13 protein-coding genes and 1 tRNA gene are annotated in these 18,103 nt (G+C 58.1%); 5 read left to right on the plus strand and 9 right to left on the minus strand.

What is annotated here, in order from left to right; genetic code table 11:
- Positions 1-70 precede the first annotated feature (70 nt).
- From lnt to VGR81_02115, 9 genes are all read right to left on the minus strand, one after another.
- Positions 71-1,597, minus strand: coding sequence for an apolipoprotein N-acyltransferase (gene lnt / locus VGR81_02075; protein ID HEV2287721.1), 1,527 nt, complete (start codon positions 1,595-1,597; stop codon positions 71-73).
- Positions 1,598-2,257: an SPOR domain-containing protein gene (locus VGR81_02080; GenBank protein HEV2287722.1), complete on the minus strand. Its 660-nt coding sequence runs from the start codon at positions 2,255-2,257 to the stop codon at positions 1,598-1,600.
- A gap of 21 nt (positions 2,258-2,278) precedes the next feature.
- Positions 2,279-3,043: a slipin family protein gene (locus VGR81_02085; GenBank protein ID HEV2287723.1), complete on the minus strand. Its 765-nt coding sequence runs from the start codon at positions 3,041-3,043 to the stop codon at positions 2,279-2,281.
- A gap of 42 nt (positions 3,044-3,085) precedes the next feature.
- Positions 3,086-4,426, minus strand: a complete 1,341-nt coding sequence (locus VGR81_02090) for a nodulation protein NfeD (protein ID HEV2287724.1) — start codon at positions 4,424-4,426, stop codon at positions 3,086-3,088.
- Between the two features lie 182 nt (positions 4,427-4,608).
- On the minus strand, positions 4,609-5,421 hold the full coding sequence (locus tag VGR81_02095; GenBank protein HEV2287725.1) for a tetratricopeptide repeat protein: 813 nt from the start codon (positions 5,419-5,421) through the stop codon (positions 4,609-4,611).
- Positions 5,422-5,443: 22 nt separating this feature from the next.
- On the minus strand, positions 5,444-8,020 hold the full coding sequence (locus tag VGR81_02100; GenBank protein ID HEV2287726.1) for a PBP1A family penicillin-binding protein: 2,577 nt from the start codon (positions 8,018-8,020) through the stop codon (positions 5,444-5,446).
- Positions 8,021-8,140: 120 nt separating this feature from the next.
- Positions 8,141-8,515: a hypothetical protein gene (locus VGR81_02105; GenBank protein ID HEV2287727.1), complete on the minus strand. Its 375-nt coding sequence runs from the start codon at positions 8,513-8,515 to the stop codon at positions 8,141-8,143.
- Between the two features lie 132 nt (positions 8,516-8,647).
- Positions 8,648-10,090 (minus strand): proline--tRNA ligase, encoded by a 1,443-nt coding sequence (proS, locus tag VGR81_02110; protein HEV2287728.1) that lies wholly within the window; start codon positions 10,088-10,090, stop codon positions 8,648-8,650.
- Between the two features lie 182 nt (positions 10,091-10,272).
- Entirely contained in the window at positions 10,273-10,644 is a 372-nt protein-coding gene (locus tag VGR81_02115) for a DUF4870 domain-containing protein (protein HEV2287729.1), read from the minus strand.
- A 205-nt stretch (positions 10,645-10,849) separates the two neighbouring features.
- On the opposite strand from VGR81_02115, the gene VGR81_02120 reads away from it, so the two are divergent.
- The 5 genes from VGR81_02120 (at position 10,850) to galA (ending at position 18,074) form a co-directional block, all read left to right on the plus strand.
- Positions 10,850-12,193: an MFS transporter gene (locus VGR81_02120; GenBank protein HEV2287730.1), complete on the plus strand. Its 1,344-nt coding sequence runs from the start codon at positions 10,850-10,852 to the stop codon at positions 12,191-12,193.
- Between the two features lie 59 nt (positions 12,194-12,252).
- Complete coding sequence (locus VGR81_02125; protein ID HEV2287731.1) at positions 12,253-13,227, plus strand: class I SAM-dependent methyltransferase; 975 nt, start codon at positions 12,253-12,255, stop codon at positions 13,225-13,227.
- A gap of 86 nt (positions 13,228-13,313) precedes the next feature.
- Positions 13,314-13,397, plus strand: a tRNA-Leu gene (locus tag VGR81_02130).
- Between the two features lie 269 nt (positions 13,398-13,666).
- Positions 13,667-15,226, plus strand: coding sequence for a hypothetical protein (locus VGR81_02135; GenBank protein HEV2287732.1), 1,560 nt, complete (start codon positions 13,667-13,669; stop codon positions 15,224-15,226).
- Between the two features lie 256 nt (positions 15,227-15,482).
- A complete protein-coding gene (gene galA, locus VGR81_02140) occupies positions 15,483-18,074 on the plus strand; it encodes a beta-galactosidase GalA (GenBank protein HEV2287733.1) in 2,592 nt (863 codons plus the stop codon).
- The last annotated feature ends 29 nt before the right edge of the window (positions 18,075-18,103 follow it).

An 18,103-nucleotide genomic window follows, 5' to 3' on the forward strand; every position in this document is an offset into this window, starting at 1 on the left:
TGTGAAGGGCTATGGGCATGGTCTGATTTTACATGCGAAACGGGAAAATCGAAACTGGGTCATATTGCGGTCAGTTTAGGGAGTGATGACGCTTCAAACCCCATGCGAGCAACACGAGCGAAGCGAGCACGCAGAGCCAGGCGAACCAGTTGCCGAAGCGGACATACAACGTGCGATCGGACCGAAAGGCGTAGGGCGCGTCGAGTTCGCCGCGGATATAGGGCTTAAGACGCGCGACGATGCGGCCATAGGGATCGACATCGACCGTGAAGCCCGTGTTCGTGTCGCGCAACAGCCACCGGCGACTTTCCACAGCGCGAACGCGAGCCATCATCAGATGTTGCGCCGGCGCGGAGGAGCGGCCGAACCAGCCGTCATTGGAGATATTGATGAGCAATTGCGCGCCTCGGCCGGCGAAATTGCGAATCTCGCCGGGGAAAATTGCTTCGTAACAGATGAAAACGCTGAAACGGCCGCCGGGGAGCGCGCCGACGGAATATTCGCGGCCGGGCGTGAAATCGCCGATGCTGTCGATGAGGCTGTGCGCGAAGAAAAGATATTTGCGGAGCGGAACGTATTCGCCGAAAGGAACGAGATGAATTTTGTCGTAGGTGAAAAGGCGCTGACCCGCGGGACCAAGCAAGACGGCGCTATTGGACGCGAGCCATTGACGATTCGGGCCGAGTTTCCAATCGACAACGCCAACGAGAAAATCATTGTTCGAGTTACTGGCGATGCCGCTAGCGATGGCGGCAAATTTGCGATCCTGGAAACTGAATGGAGCGGGCACTTCGGGCCAGATGATAACGCCGGGCGTCTGCCGAGCCGCCTGTATGCTGATGGATTCGAGTTGTGCCATGTCCGCGGCGTGCAATTGCATCCAGTTGGGTGGATAGATTTCCTCCTGCGCGAAATTGGTTTGCACGAGATGAGCAATGTGATCCGCTTTCGCTTGCGGAACGAAATGCGGGCCAACTGCGGCAACGGCGATGAGAGCTATTGTTGTGCCGATGACGATGCGACGGCTTTTCGATGACGGCGAAGCGACAGTCCACGCGAGCAACGCGTTGAATGCGACGACGACGGCCGAGAGACCATAAATCCCCGTGAGGCTGCAAATCTGGACGAGCGCCAGATTTCCGGAAACGGCGTAGCCAATCAAATTCCACGGAAAACCGATGATGGGCAAATGCGCGCGCGCGAACTCAAGCGTGACCCAAAGGAAAGGAGCCATCGCACATGCCACGAAAACGCTCGATTTACCGAGGCGCGTGATGCACAGCGCGAAAATGATTGGAAAAACTGTGCCGGCAAGAGTCATGAGTCCCAGGATTCCGACGGCGGCGAGCCAACTGATGTTGCTGCCATACTGCTTCATTACCGTGGCGATCCAGGGCACAGCGAGGGGATAAAAAAGAGCGCCATTGATGAAGCCACAGAGCGCTGCGACACGCGGGCGCGCGCCGAGCGTGGCGAGAATCAGAAACGTTACAGCGACCCACGCGAGCAGCGACAGATTGTAATTTGGAAACGACAGAGGGAGCGCGATGCCGGAAGCTACGGCAAGTCCCAAGCGAACCGGCGAAGAGAAATTCATTCAGCGCCGGAAAATGGCTTTGAATCCCTCGCGCTGGAGCGATTGCTTAGCCTTGTCGCCAACAGCCTGATTGGGAAACGGGCCGACCTGGACGCGATAGAAATTGTCCGAGGTGGGAGCGAGGACGAACGCAGGAAATCCCTTTTGCTGTAGGGCATCGGCCAAAGCCAAAGCGTCCCCTTCGCTGCGCAGAGCACCGACCTGGAGAACGATGGCGTTGCGCGACATGCGCGGCGGACGAAAACGAGCCGGCGGCTGAACGACAGACGCAGGACGCGAAGCCGGAGCAACCGATGACGGCGATGCATTCACGCGGGCCGGCACGGAAGCGGATGCGGTTGCGTGGCTCGATGCAGCCGAAGAAGGCTTCAAAGGAATGTCGGCGCTTTTCTTATTCGAATAGAAATCCCATTCGGGCGAAGATGGCGGCTGCGCGGCGGGAGCTGTGGCGCTGCGAGATGCGGCGGCTTCAGAGGGCGCGACGGATTTATCGAGAGTAGCGGCCTCGACAGGCGTATTGCCGTACTGCGTCTTGCCCATGACGTAGCCGAGCGTGAAAAAGACGCAGCAGAGCAACACCACGCCCAAAAACAAACCGATCAGATGACGACCTTCCAGAACCCGGTCGCCGCCGCCTCGCTTGGAATGACCACTCGCCATATTCAACCGCGCTCCCCAAATTTATTTGTTCAGACCCGGCTTGAGCCACTGACCGATCAAGTCGATGGGTACAGGGAAAATCACCGTGGTGTTTTTCTCTGTGCCGATTTCCTGCAGCGTCTGCAAGTACCGAAGCTGCACAGAAACCGGCTGCCGCTGCAGCGCCTCGGCCGCTTCCGCGAGCTTCGCGGAAGCCTGCAATTCGCCATCAGCATTGATAATTTTGGCGCGGCGTTCGCGCTCCGCTTCGGCCTGCCGCGCGATGGCGCGCTGCATGTTGTCCGGAATATCGACTTGTTTGACCTCAACCTTCGTTACCTTAATACCCCAAGGCTCGGTATCCAGGTCAAGGATTGTTTGCAATTTCGAGTTTACCTTTTCGCGCTCGGAGAGAACGTCGTCCAACTCGAACTGGCCGACGACGCTGCGGAGGTTGGTCTGCGCGAGCTGCGAAGTGGCGTAGAGATAATTCTGGACCTGAGAGATGGCGAGGTTGGCGTCCACGACGCGGAAATAGCAGACAGCGTTCACTTTTGCCGAGACGTTGTCTTTGGTGATGACATCCTGCGGCGGGACATCGAGCGTTTCGACGCGCAGAGAAACGCGAATGAGCTTGTCGATGGGCGAAAAAATGAGGACGAGGCCGGGACCCTTCGGCGCAGGCATCATGCGGCCCAGGCGAAGGACGACGCCGCGTTCCCATTCCTTGATGACGTTGATGCAATTGAAAAGCCAGATCAGAAAAATAAAGATGGCGATACCGGCAGCGGTCATCACGAGATTCATCGTATCCTCCGAACTTCTCTCTATTCTCCGAGCAGCAACGAATTAATGTCCTGCACGCACAGGCTCGACAAGAAGCGTCAGGCCCTGGACTTTATTGACGCGCACTTGCGTTCCTTTCGCAATGGCCTCGCTCGAGGCGGCGCGCCACAGCTCGCCGTGGATCATAACCATGCCACTGACGCCAGCCGATTCGACAGGTTCCGTGATTTCTCCGACTGCTCCGACCAGTTGCTCGGCGCCCGAGGCCTGCTTCCAGCGCAAAGAGCGCAGGACGAGGCGCATCAGGAAAATGATGATGAGCGCGACGGGAATGGTGACGGCCAAGGCAATGGCCGGACGCACGCCGCCTCCCGTGATGGGAGAGTGGACCAGCATCAGCGCGCCGAGCAGCATGGAAATCGCGCCGCCGACGCCGAGAATCCCATGCGTGGGATATTTCGCTTCGAGGACGAAGAGGACGATAGCGAGAATGATGAGCAAGAGACCGGCGAAGTTCACGGGCAGCATGTGCATGGCAAAGAGCGCGAGGACGAGCGCGATTCCACCAATCACGCCGGGAGCAAACAGACCGGGGTGAGTGAACTCAACGTAGAGACCGAGAAAGCCGAGGATGAGGAGGATGAAAAATGTGTCGGGAGCAGCGACGAAATCGAGGAACTTTTCGCGGCTGCTCATTTCGTGAAGTTCGACGACAGGATTCGAGAGGTTGAGAGTTTGCTTTGTGCCGTCGAGGCGCGTGATCGTGCGGCCATTGAGATCGGCGAGAAGCTCCTGGACATTGGGGGCGACGAGATCAATCAATTTCCCGTTGAGAGCTTCTTCTTCGCTGAAGGCTTTTGCGTCAGTCACGGCAGTAGCAGCGAGCGTCACGTTGCGTCCGCGAAGCGCGGCGTAACTGCGCAGATATGCGGTCGCTTCGTTCATGATTTTGCGCTCGAGGGTATCGTTGACGTTGACCGGACTTCCGGCGATTTCCAAGAGCGGCGAAGCGGCGCCTGTGTCGGTGCCCGGCGACATCGCGGCGACATCTGCGGAGATGAGGATGAAAAATCCGGCGGAAGCAGCGCGCGAGCCGGAAGGCGAAACATACGTGACGACAGGCACGGAAGAATGGAGGATGGCGGCGATGATCTCGCGCATGGAGGTATCGAGGCCCCCGGGCGTGTTGATGGTGATGAGAATCAGGCTGGCGTGGGCGCGATTGGCGGCGTTGATGCCTCCGACGATATATTCGGAAAGAATGGGTTCGATTTCGCCATTGATCTGCAATTCGCAGACGTTTGCGGGCGACGCTGGCGAAGCGGCTCTTGCGGAGAACGAGGCAAATGAGCCGCAGGGCGCGGCCAGAAAGAGAAGCGCAGCAACGGCCGTCAGGACGGACAATCGAAAAGCACGCGGCGACGAAACGCAGCTCTCCTCGCAAGGAATGCGATTGCGAGAGGGTGGAATTGCGCGCGTCATCCCGCTGGCATTATAGCAGGGACGGGACAGGCCGAGGGATTAAGATACGGGCCGCGGCGGGACTCGCCAGATTGAAAACGACTGGCAATTCCGCTCGAAAACTCCTAGTGCTTCGGCAACAGCCCGGGCACGGGCTGGAAAACGGCCTGCACGCGCGGATCCTTGACGACCAAGGCGAATGACGGATCCGTCCTGGCAGAATCGAATTTCTTATATCCATCGTCGCGGGACATCGTGAGATAGTGCGCGGCGCGCTCGGCGTTTCCCAACTGCGCGTACATGCGCGCGAGGAGGAAATAGAAGGAACCCATATCCGTGGTACCGCGCGGTTGAACGATGGATCCGCTGCGGCCATGCGAATTCATGACGCCGGGATCAATCTGAATGGCGCGACGGAAAGAATCCATGGCCTGGGAATATTTCTTGGAATCGAAATACGCGCAGCCGAGATTGTAATAGACAGGGGCAACATCCGTGCGCAGGGAGAGGGATTTCTGGTACCAGTCGATGGCGTGGCTGTATTTGTGGCGATCGTATTCGACAGTGCCAATGTTGTTATAGGCGTCGGCATACTTCTTATCCGCCTTGATCGCCAGCTTGAAAGCGCGCTCGGCACTGCCATCGTTGTGGTTGCCTTCGTAGGCGATGCCGAGCTTATTGAGAAGCTCGGCGTTGTGCGGGTCCCCTTTGACGAGACTCTTGTAGGTGGAAATCGCCTGAGGATACATTTTCTGGGCCATGAAAATATCGCCGTGGAGTTCAGTGGCCTGCGACTGAGACTGGTCCGAGCGCATGGTAGAATCCTTGCCCGTCGAAACCTGCTGGAGAGAGGCAACAGCAGACCGCTGCGCGACGGCGACAAAAGGCAGGACACAAAAGCAACCGAGAACTAATACAGGCAGGGCCAGACGCTTCATATTCACCCCTCCTCCAGCAACCCTACTGATCCGGCTTCGGTTTGGCTGGCGGTTTTTTATTACTTCCAAAGATACCAAAAATCTTGTCCAGCAGACTCTTTTTATTTTGAGGAGGTGCAGCAGCCGCTGGCGAGCCCGGCGGAGGAGCGGGCACAGCGGGCGGCGCGGCTTTCGCAGCCGATGCGCCGGTTTTGCCTGGCTCTGTTGCCGATTGCGAGCCGGGGGGAGGCGGAGTGGATGATTTGCCAAAAAGATGAGAAAGCCACGAAACAGGAGGAGCGTTTGAAAGGCCTCCGGCACCATTATCCGGACAAAATGCTGTTGGCTCCGTCCCGGCGATATAGACCTCGTTGACCGTATCGGGGCAGTTCACCGTGGCCAGATCGCCGGATTGCGGGTCCACGGTGACATTTACAAGGCCCTGCGGCTCAGGAAACTCCTGCATGTCCTGATAGGCAGGCAAGGCCTCGGCACGCTTCATGAATTCGGCCCATACAGGAGCGGCAGAGTTCGCACCGGAAAGGCCGAGGTCGCGGTCGTCGTCGTATCCCACCCAAACGATGCAGAGGAGGTTTGTCGTGTAGCCGGCGAACCAGCCATCCTTCGAAGTTCCCGTCTTGCCTGCGGCGGGGGCGTCAAAACCAAGAGTGCGGACGCGATTGCCGGTGCCGTGGTTGATGACGTCTTCAAGAATATTCGTGACCAGATAGGCGACGCGAGGATCGAGGAGGGCCTTGGTTTGCGGGATGGATCTTTGAAGAATGGAGCCATCCGCGCTGACGACTTTATTCAGGAACCGCGGTTCGGCGCGTACGCCGTTATCGGCGAAAATCGTGTACCCCGCGGCGACCTCGAGAGGCGTCATGACATAAGAGCCCAGAGCCATGGCGGGAGTCGCCTGAATGCCAGGGTCAAGCCCGAGCTGCTGCGTGAAATCCTTCACGCGGTCATAGCCGACCATCTGCGCGAATTTCACGGTGGCGACATTGAGAGAATGCGTGAGCGCTTCGCGAGCGGTGACGGTACCGTAAAACTGGCCTTCGTCGTTATTCGGCGTGTAGTCATTGCCGTCGAAAGTGAAGGTTGTCGGTTCGTCAACGACGGTGGTCTCCGGCGTGACGACGGGCTGGAGACCGGCGACAGCATTATCAAAAGCAGCGGCATAGACGAAAGGCTTGAAGGAAGAGCCGGGCTGGCGGCGAGCGAGCGCGTGATTGAGCTGGCTCTCACCATAATCGCGGCCACCGACGAGCGCGAGGATGGCCCCACTCCGGGGATCCATGGCAATGAGCGCGACTTGCGGTTTGGTTGCAGGAAGGCCCTTGCGTTTTTCGAGAGCGTAGCGGCGGGCCAAGGCGTCATCCACGTCCTTCATGCCGACTTGAACAGCTTGCTCCGCGGCGGCCTGGAGATTGGGATCGAGCGTGGTGTAAATGCGGTAGCTCTGCGTGGTCAAGTCGGACTGCGAATACTGGTCGAGGAGAGAATCGCGGACCATGTCAACGAAAAAGGGAGCGGTGCGGCTGGAACCACCGCCGCCGACGAATTTGAGAGCCTCGGCGCGAGCGGCATTTTCCTGCGCGGGCGTGATGTAACCGTCCTCCAGCATCTGGCGCAGGACACGATCGCGCGCATCAGCAACGCGACCGGGATGACGCTCGGCGGAGGTGTAGCGATTCGGCGAGCGAATGATGCCGGCGAGGAAGGCGCACTGGGCCAGATCGAGATCGCGGACATCCACACCGAAATAGGCTTCGGCGCCCTCGCCGAATCCGCGAATGGCGAAGCTGCCGCGATTGCCGAGATAGATTTCGTTGGCGTAAAGCTCAAGAATTCGCTCCTTGGAGAAGCGATGATCGAGCTCCAAGGCGACCATGGTTTCGGCGAATTTGCGGCGCCAGGTGCGCTCGGTGGAAAAGAAGAAGCTGCGCGCGACTTGCATGTCAATCGTGCTGGCGCCCTGCGCGCGAGCGTCGTGACGCAGGTCGGCGATGGCGGCGCCAGCGATACGAATGGGGTCGAAGCCGCCATGCTCGAAGAAGCGCTTGTCCTCAGCCGCAAGAACGGCGTGGATGAGCGTCGACGGCAAGTCTTCATAACGCACGACGCGGCGCTTTTCACGAGAATCGTCAAAGAGATTGGTGAGAAGTTCGGGCTCGATCTGCGCGGAACTGACCGATGCGTTAAAGGAGAGCAGGCGAATCGCGGTGATCTTTCCAGCAGCAAAGGTCACGCGCAGAGGGTTTTCGCCGTTGAAATAAGAATCCTCAGACGGATAGACGGTTACGGAGGATTTTCCGACTTGAAAGCCGCCGGTGGCGCCGCCGCCCTTGGCCCCTGAATAGCCGTTGTTGACGAGATAGCCGGCGAAGTCCTGCGGCGTCATGCTCTGGCCGACAAAAATCTTCTGTGGCGCGGAGTAAATGTGGGACGCATGGCCGAAGACCTGGCCCGTGAGGCGTTCGTCAATGAGATGGCTATCGCGAACCCAATAGAACGTGAAAATCCCGGCGCCGATGAGCAAGACGCAGAGAGCCGCTCCCAGCAGCGCCAGGCCGAAACGCGAGGTCCAGAATCCGCGGGCCATCCGGATACGCAAACGTTCCTCCGAAGTCTGACTTCCGGGATCAACTGTCGGAGGCCGGGCGCGATGCGCGTTGGGCCAGGCGCAACGTTGGCCGAGAGCTCTCCCGGAACTGCTACATACTAAGTTGCTATTCTAAATGGAAGTGTTGTTTGCCTGGGGATGAAAATGCAACTGGAACTGATAAACCTTCAAATCTATGGGGACGGTGTAGTCCACGGAAATGGTGACCTGGCCAGAGACGTTGGTGACTTGAATGGCCTTCGGGGACGCCTGGATGCCCAGAGAATCCAACTTCTTCTGAACGTCCTCGATAACCTGGTCTTGCGTCTTGCGATTTACGGCCGCGAACGTGGCCTCTTCCTGAATGGAATCCTGCAACTCGTAGTTGTTCACCAGCGCCGGGACGATTTTCACGGCCGAGAAGATAAAGGCAATCAGGATGACCAAGGCCAGAAAGGCCTTAAACCTGGCTCCCCCTCTTTCGGTATTTCGCGGTTCGCGCAACATAGGCTAATCCCCTGCCCGGCAACAAACTAACAAAGCTCCCCAGAGAAATCCTAGCACCCCAAAAGGGAGGAGCGACATTCCCGTGGGGAGAAGTTTCGGAGGAGTTACCTGTCCGAAGGGGAAATTCTGCGATTAGTAGGCTTTGGCGAAAATGGCCTGTTCGGCGGCTGACTGGCCGCAATAGACACACTTCCCCGAGCCAGCGGTCTGTTCGAGAGGAATGCAACGCATGGTGGCCTTGGTCTCTTCTTTGATTTTGGCTTCGCAATCCGCGCTGCCGCACCAGTGGGAAAGCGCAAAACCCTTTTCGACCGCGGATTTGAACTCGTTGTAATCCTTTGGCTCAACCGTATTGGCCTTGCGGAAAGCGAGGGCGCGATCGAAGAGCGATTGCTGAATTTCATCGAGCATCTTCGCCACGGTGGGCGCGATTCCCTGCTGCGAGACAGAGGTTTTGCCTTCGCGGCCAGGGCGGTCGCGGCGAGCGAGAACGACGTTGCCCGCGGCGACGTCCTTGGGACCAAGCTCGATGCGGAGAGGCACGCCGCGCATCTCCCAGTCGTTGAACTTGAAGCCGGGGCTCATGCCGTCGCGCTCGTCCATCTTGACGCGAATGCCGACAGCGATGAGTTCCGCGCGAACTTTGCGAGCGGCTTCGAGAACAACGTTTTTCTCATCGTCCGATTTAAAGATGGGAACGATGACGACCTGATACGGAGCCAGGCGCGGAGGCAGAATCAACCCCTGGTCATCACCATGAACCATGACGATGGCGCCGACGAAACGCGTCGAAAGGCCCCAGGAAGTGGTCCAGCAGAATTGGTGCACGCCATTTTTGTCGAGATACTTGATCTCGAATGCCTTGGCGAAATTCTGGCCGAGATTGTGAGACGTGCCGGATTGCAGCGCTTTGCCGTCACCCATCATGGCTTCGATCGAATAGGTGATATCGGCGCCGGCGAATTTTTCGGAGTCCGATTTGCGGCCCGGAATTACGGGAATGGCGGCATCGCGAACGGCAAAATCGCTGTAAATGTCGAGCATCTGGCGCGTTTCGGCTTCGGCTTCTTCGAGTGTCGCATGAGCCGTGTGGCCCTCCTGCCAGAAAAATTCGAGAGTGCGGAGGAAAAGCTTCGTGCGTAGCTCCCAGCGGACGACGCTGTTCCACTGATTGATGAGCACGGGCAGGTCGCGATAGGACTGAATCCATTTCGCGTAGGCGTGGCCGATGATGGTTTCGGAGGTCGGGCGAATCACGAGAGGCTCTTCGAGCTCTTCTCCGCCGCCAACGGTGACCACAGCAAGCTCCGGCGAGAAGCCGGCAACATGGTGCTGCTCCTTGTCGATGAAACTGCGCGGAATCAGCAGCGGAAAGGCGGCGTTCATGTGGCCGCTGGCTTTGAAGCGGCGATCCAAGCCGGCAGTGATGTTCTCCCAAAGCGCCCAACCATAGGGACGAACAATCATGCAGCCGCGCACAGGCGCGTAATCGGCCATCTCCGCGCGAAGAACGACCTGGTTATACCATTCGGCGAAATCCTCAGCGCGAGTTGGGAGTTTGCGATCTGCCGCCATACTCAGCTCTCTGCCGCCTCTCTAAATTCTATTCCTTCCATTCTATTGCTTCGTCTCCGCGCATATTCGAATTCTTCCACGAACCGGCAATGACATTGCACAGAATGAGCGCAGGAGAGCAAATGAGCGTAACGGAGGCTTAATGAGTTGTCAACGGAAGCGGAGGCGCTCCGGGAAAAAGCTCACTTGCCGATGAATTCGTCGACGATTTCGGCGGCGATGGGAAGGCGGAAAAGTTCGCGCTGGTATGCCTTAATCATGCACACGATCCAGAGAATGAATGTGAGGAGACCAATCAGGCTGTGAACGCCTCCCCAGGCACCAAAGTCGTCCCATCGAAAAGATGGGCCCCAGAAAATGCGCGAGCCGAAGAAAATGCTCACGGCAGTGCTGAGGATGTTCAGGATGCCGAAAGTCACTAAAGATTGCGCTGCATGGAAGCGCACGAACGGCCGCTTGTCGATCAGGAGAAAAATCAGGCCGGTGACCCATCCCAAGGCGTAACAGAGCAAGCCCGCCACATTTTCGGAGAGGCCGGAGTCAGCGATTGGCATGGCGGCTCCTTGCGGCGCACCCGCGGGAGCAGCGACTGGCGCGTGTTGCGGCGCGCCACAATTCGAGCAGAATGCGGCGACATCGGCTACAACGGATCCACACTTTGAACAATGTGGCATGGGCTCTCCCTAGCAAGAATGAAGCTGGCAGGAGCGTAACAAAGCCCCCGGCAGGCGGCAAGTAAATTGGAAGAATGAAGCGCGATTGAGTAGAATCGCGCGGCAAAATGAATCAATTGCCGAGGCTTCTGATCTCGCGGAGAGTGCTTCCCTGCCGACTCCATTCGTGAATGCTGAGCCGCGACCCACGCGGCGAATTCTGGGGCTCGAGTGGCCAAGGCGAATCAGCCCGGCGGAGCGCAATTCTCTGCTTGCGGGCGGCTTCGGCTGGATGCTGGACTCCTTCGACGTGACGCTGTACGCGATGGTGCTCGCGTCCCTGATGCGGGACTTGGGAATCGGAAAAAGCACCGGCGGACTGCTGGGATCGCTGACGCTGCTGGCATCGGCGGCGGGAGGAGTGATTTTCGGATTTGTCGCTGACCGCATCGGGCGGTCGCGTTCGCTTTCGGTTTCCATCGTAATTTATTCCGTGGCGACGGCGGCTTGCGGCTTTGCGAGCAGCGTAGCCATCCTTGCGATTTTCCGCGTGATTCTTGGGCTCGGCATGGGCGGCGAATGGTCGGCCGGTGCGGCGCTTGTGGCGGAGACTTGGCCGGCGGAGCACCGCGGCAAGGCGCTGGGGCTGATGCAATCCACATGGGCCATCGGCGGAATGCTGGCCGCGGGCGTTGCATGGGCGATTTTGCCGCGATGGGGATGGCGCGACGTATTTTTCGTCGGTGTGGCTCCGGCATTGATGGCACTGTGGATTCAGCGGCGCGTCCCCGAACCGGAGATCTGGAAGATTCATCAGCAGGCCGCTGGGAAAACGGCGCGCGTGCCGCTGCGTGTTTTTTGGCGCGAGGACATTCGCTGGAACGGATTGCTGGCAACGGCGATGAATACGTTCAGCATGATTGGATATTGGGGACTCTTCACCTGGATCCCGGCGTATTTTTCGCTGCCTGTGTCGCAGGGAGGCCGCGGGCTGAGCGTTGCAGAAACGTATTCGTGGCTTTTGATCATTGGCGCCGGGCAATGGCTCGGATATGTGCTGTTTGGGTTCGCGGCGGACGCATTTGGCCGGCGACAAACATATTTCGCGTATCTCGCCGTGGCGGCAATTCTTGCGCCGGTGTACGGATTTGTTGATCGGCCGACGCTGCTGCTTGTGCTTGGGCCGCTTGTGGCGTTTTTTGGCACGGGATTTTTTTCGGGGTTCGGCGCGATTGCTTCGGAACTTTTCCCGACGGAGATTCGCGGGACGGCGATGGGACTCAGTTACAACGTTGGGCGAGGAATTTCGGCGATTGCGCCGTTCATGATCGGCAAACTGGCGAATCGGTTTGGACTCGGACATTCGTTTTTTTTCCTGGGAGCTTCCTTTTTCGTCGCGGCCCTTCTGACTTTGGCGCTGCCGGAAACACGAGGCAAACAGCTCGAATAAACGCTGCGAGAGACGCGGGATACGCGATGGTTCGCATAAGCTGCGGGCGGTCAAGCGCGATGGCAATCATCAAGGACGGCTTGCTTCGTAATCTGGGATGCCCGGCGGACCATGGGCCGCTGCGCATCGAAGGAGACGGCCTCGTTTGCGAACGCGGGCATCACTACGTTTTCGAGAATGGCGTGGCGGTGTTTACAAACACACCACGGCGCGAGCCTGTGCCGCTGAATATGGGCCCGTGCCCAACGTTTGCGAAAAATGAGAAGCAAGGCGCTGCGATCGATCCCTTTGTGAACGACTGGATCGTGAACACGAACGGCAATCTTTACCGGCGCGCCAGAGGAAGGCTCTCGCGCTACCCGATCGCCAAATGGCCGTTCGATGAAGGACGCGGCAGAACACTTGTTGAAATCGGCTGCAGCTGGGGACGATGGAGCATTGCCGCGGCGCGCGCGGGCTTTCAGGCGATTGGCGTGGATGTGCACATCGATGCGCTCGAAGCAGCCGGACGCGTGGCCCGGCAGTTGGGGAGCAGCGCCGACTTTATCTGCGGGGACGCGGAACGGCTGGCGTTGCAAGATCAGAGCGTCGATTGCGTTTTTTCCTATAGCGTGCTGCAACATCTCGACCGCGCGAAAGTGCTTTCGGTTTTTCGCGAGATCGCGCGCGTGCTGAAGCCGGGCGGTGTTTGCTGGATTCAACTGCCGAACCAATTCGGAGTGCTGAGTTTTTTTCAACGGCTCAAGCGCGGATTCCGTGAAGCGAGACCGGGAACTTTTGAAATGCGCTATTGGTCGCGGAAATCCATCCGGGAGGGTTTTCACGCAGCCGGATTGAAGCGTGTGACCATTCGCACGGATGGATTCTTCACGCAGAATCCGCAATTGCCGGACATGGACTTGCTTTCTCCGGCGGGAAAATTGATTGTTCTGGCTTCTTGTGCGGGACGCGCGATGGCGGATGCTCTGCCTATTTTTACGCGCGTTGCGGACAGCCTGTGGATCGAAGCGTGCGCGCCGGGCCGAGCGCCGTGAAGCGGGACGCGAAAGCCGCAACAGGAAAGGCCGCGACGCTTAACTCCGGCGGCGCGAAATGCTAACCTAAGGCATAGCATTTCCGCGCGGAAGTGGCGGAACTGGCAGACGCGCCAGCCTTAGGAGCTGGTGGCCGAAAGGCCGTAGGGGTTCAAATCCCTTCTTCCGCAGAATTTTTCCGGCCAGTCCTGAACGCAAGACTAGCTATTTGACGACGCTTGAGCTTTCTCCCAACGGAGATAGCTTTGAATTCGCTGACTAACTCGCGAGTTAACTAGGCACAGTAGTTTCTTCGCGGCACTTGCGGCCGGAATCCGCCGATTTTATTTTTGGCGTGAAACTCCTGCGCCGACCTGCACGTCTCAGAGCTTGATTCCGTACGACATTCTGCCGAAGCAGATATATGGCAAGACATTCTTGCGTTTGTGGAGGGGATACGATGGAAATGAACCGCCTGATTGTCGGAGCGATTGTCGTTTTGTTCGCTTCAACCACGGCCGTCGCACAGCAACCGCAGCGCCGCCGCGCCGGCTACCTCGGACAACAACAAATGGAGCAAATGCAACGGAGGGGAGAGCAGCAGGGTGATCAGCAGCCGGGACACCCGATGCCGCCGCCTCCCGTCGAAAAAAGCTCCGTAACGCATCACAGCGCGCGCGTGGGCGGTGAGGAGATCAACTACACGGCCACGGCAGCGACCTACGTTATTAAAGATGACGCAGGAAACCCCAAGGCTACTTTTTTCTTCGTCGCTTACACGAAGGACGGTGTATCTGATATTTCCAAGCGGCCAGTCGCATTCGTGTATAACGGCGGGCCGGGCTCGGCGTCGCTCTTCACGCACATGGGAATGGGACCGAAGAAGGTTGTGCTGACGGCTGACGGCCACGGCATGCCCGCGCCCTATTCGGTCAAAGACAATGACGATTCGTTTCTGGATGCGACCGATCTTGTTTTCATTGACGCGGTTTCGACGGGCTACAGCCGCCCTGTGCCGGGGCAGAATCCGGCGCAGTTCTACGGCGTGGTGCAGGACGCGGAGATTTTCTCCGATTTCATCTATCAATACATCACGCGCAATGAGCGGTGGGATTCGCCGAAATACCTGATCGGCGAAAGCTACGGCACGACGCGCTCGGCGGAACTGGCCGGCGTCCTCGAACACCGTCATTCGATGTACTTGAACGGAGTTGTCCTGCTTTCCACGATGGCTTTTGCATCGTGGGGCGCCGATGACCGTTCGGAGTTCTTTCTGCCGACCTACGTCACTTCAGCGTGGTATCACCATCTTCTTGCCGCAGATTTGCAAAGCCTGAGCGCCGACCAGATCGCGCAGAAGGCACGCGAATTCGCTCACGGCGAATACGCAGAGGCTCTGGAAAAAGGCGACGAGATTTCGCCGGCGGAATACAACAAAGTCGTGGCGGATATGGCGCGGCTAACTGCTCTTTCGCCGGAATACATCAAGGAATGCGATTTGCGCGTCAGCCCGTTCCGCTGGTTCGCGGAGTTGATGCGCAATAAGCGATTGATCGTTGGACGCCTCGATTCGCGCTTCACGGGCATGAATCGCGACGCGGCCTCGGAGTCTCCAGAATACGATCCGAGCGAAGCGTCGTACCTCGGCGCGTTCGTGGCCACGTTCCAGGATTACGTGCGCCGGGATCTTGGATGGGACGACAATCAATATTACGCGGTGAGCGGAAATGTCCGGCCATGGGACAGTCAGGCTTTGCCGCAAGTCGGCGAGGTGCTGCGCTCAGCGATGACGGAGGAAGGGTCATTGAAGTTGCTCGTCCTCTGCGGCTATTACGATCTGGCGACGCCTTTCAACGGCATCGAGGAGACCGTATCGCATATGCAGCTTGAGCCAGCGATTCGCAAAAACGTCAGCTTCGAATATTACGAATCGGGGCATATGGTCTATATCGACCAGAAAGCCCACGACAAGATGCATCGCGACGTGGATAGCTTCATCAACTCCAGCTACGCGCACTGAGCGGCGTCTGAAATTTGGAAATGTCGCGCAAGTGGCGCAACGGAACGGTTAGACAAACCGCGGAGGAATGGCTTCTCCGCGGTTTTCGTTTTTGGAGCAAGGTTCGCGAAAGGGCGGCTGAGTCTGCGTGAAACCCTACTACTTCATTGAATTTTTCGCGCAGCGGCCAAAATCGAGCTCAAATCCTGTAAGATGAGCGCCGCTTCCCGCCGCGATCGCGGGAACCCAACTCACGAGCGCATCCTGCAAACTGACAATGACGAGCTGGACGAGACGCGAACTATTGCAAATCGGCGCGATGGCCCCTGCCGCCGGGGGATTGATGGCTCAAGATCTAACGCGAAGCCCTCTGCAGAACACAGAACAATCAGCAGATCGAGAAGCGCCGGGTTCTGACAAGGTTCGCGAGCGGCTTCTGCTCGATTTCAACTGGCGCTTTCATTTTGGAAATGCGGACGATCCGGAGCAGGATTTCCATTTTGGAGATTGGAGCGCGTTTGCAAAAACCGGCGAATTCTTCCTGCCGTCGCGCACGGATTTTGACGACAGCGGCTGGCAAGCGATCCGGCTCCCGCATGACTTTGCCGCCGGCTTGCCTTTTGTAAACGATCCTGATCTGGCGGATTACGGCTTCAAACCGATCGGCAGAAAGTATCCGGCAACAAGCATCGGCTGGTATCGGCGCGTTTTCGAGATTCCGCAGAGCGATCACGGGCGACGGCTGGCAATTGCCTTCGACGGCGTGTTCCGAGATTGCATGGTGGGGCTGAATGGGAATTATCTTGGCCGGAACCTGAGCGGCTATGCCCCATTTCGCTACGACATCACGGACTTCGCGCGCTACGGCGACAAAAATGTGCTCGTGGTGCACGTCAACGCCACGGAGCACGAAGGATGGTTCTACGAAGGCGCGGGAATCTACCGCCATGTCTGGCTGGAGAAAATGAATGCGGTGCACGTCGCGAATGGCGGCACGCATGTGACGAGCGAAGTTCACGGCAGCGGGGCAACGATTGAGATTGCGACCGAAGTCGCGAATGACAGCGATGCCGCCGCGCAAATTCGTGCGACGCATGAGATTTTTGACGCTTCGGGCGACAAAGTAGCGACCATACAAGCTGCATCCGACACGTGCGCGCCGTGGGGAAGCAGCAAAATGGCGCAGGGCGCTGAAATAAATGCCGCGAAGCTTTGGTCGCTTGAAAATCCGCATCTGTATCGCGCGGTTACGACAATCGAAAGCGCCGGCACGATTGTGGACCGGTACGAAACGATTTTTGGTATTCGCACGGCGCATTTCGATCCCGATAAGGGATTTTTCCTCAATGGCGAGCGCGTGGAAATCAAGGGAATGTGCAACCATCAGGATCATGCGGGCGTCGGCTCGGCGCTGCCCGATGGGCTGCAATATTTTCGCGTCGCCAAGCTGAAAGAAATGGGCGCGAACGCGTACCGTACTTCGCACAATCCGCCGACACCGGAGCTGCTCGATGCGTGCGACCGTCTGGGCATGCTGGTGATGGATGAGACGCGAATGATGTCGTCGAGCACGGAAGGACTGAGCCAGCTCGAACGAATGATCCGGCGCGACCGCAACCATCCGTCAATTATTTTGTGGTCGCTCGGGAATGAAGAGCCGCTGCAAGGCACGCCCACGGGCGCGCGCATCTGCGCGACCATGAAACAAGCCGTGCGCGAGGTCGACGCCAGCCGCCCGGTCACACTGGCGATGAATAATCACTGGGGCCAGGGCGCGTCCACAGTCCTGGATGTGCAGGGTTGCAATTATGTCCACAACGGGGATATGGACAAATTTCATTCGCATTTTCCGCGACAGCCGATCGTTGGAAGCGAAGAAGCCAGCGCGCTGAGCACGCGCGGTATCTATTCGAACGATGCGGTGCGCGGTTACATGTCCTCTTACGATGTGAACACGCCCGGGCACTACGCTGCGACAGCGGAAGAGTGGTGGAATTATTACTCGACGCGCCCATTCGCCGCGGGAGCTTTTGTCTGGACGGGCTTCGATTATCGCGGGGAGCCTTCGCCATACAAATGGCCGTGCATCAATTCTCATTTTGGCGTCATGGATACGTGCGGCTTCCCGAAGGACACATATTTTTATTATCAGGCGTGGTGGAGCGGCAGGCCCGTGCTGCACTTATTCCCCCACTGGAATTGGCAGGGGCAGGAAGGCCAGCCGATTCAAGTTTGGGTGCACTCGAATTGCGATGAAGTTGAATTGTTTCTGAATGACGCGAGCCTGGGCCGAAAGCCGATGCCACGGCTGTCGCATCTCGCGTGGAAAGTGAACTACGTTCCCGGTGTTCTGATGGCTCGCGGCTGGAAAAACGGCAAGGTGGTTTCGGAAGACAAGCGCGAGACGACAGACGCAGCCGCGCAAATCAAACTGATTCCCGACCGCGCGGGCATTCGCGCTGATGCGGAAGATGTCGCCGTCGTTTCTGTCTCCGTTCTTGACGCGCAGAATCGCGTCATACCGATTGCTGACGACGAGATTACTTTCGAAACTTACGGCCCGGGAAAAATTATTGGCGTGGGCAATGGCGACCCCTCCAGCCACGAGGCCGACAAGCCCCCGGCTGAACTTTACGATTCCCATGGAGCTTTTATTTTCGGCTCGGCCACGGAACAGAGTGCGAAGGTTTCTGTCAACGCGGCGCAGATTCTCACGAGCCGCAGAGTATTTAACGGTTTTGCCCAAGTTATAGTTCAGGGGCAGAAGCAGCCGGGCGATATCGTGCTGACGGCAGCCTCGCCGGGGCTGCAATCTGCGTCGATTACGATTCATGCGAACACCGCGCGACTGCGCCCCGCCGTGGCGTGACGGCGAAATTGCGGAACTGGGCGGCCTTC

The organism is Candidatus Acidiferrales bacterium (assembly GCA_035934015.1).
In the GTDB taxonomy this organism is placed as follows: Bacteria; Acidobacteriota; Terriglobia; order Acidiferrales; family UBA7541; genus DAHUXN01.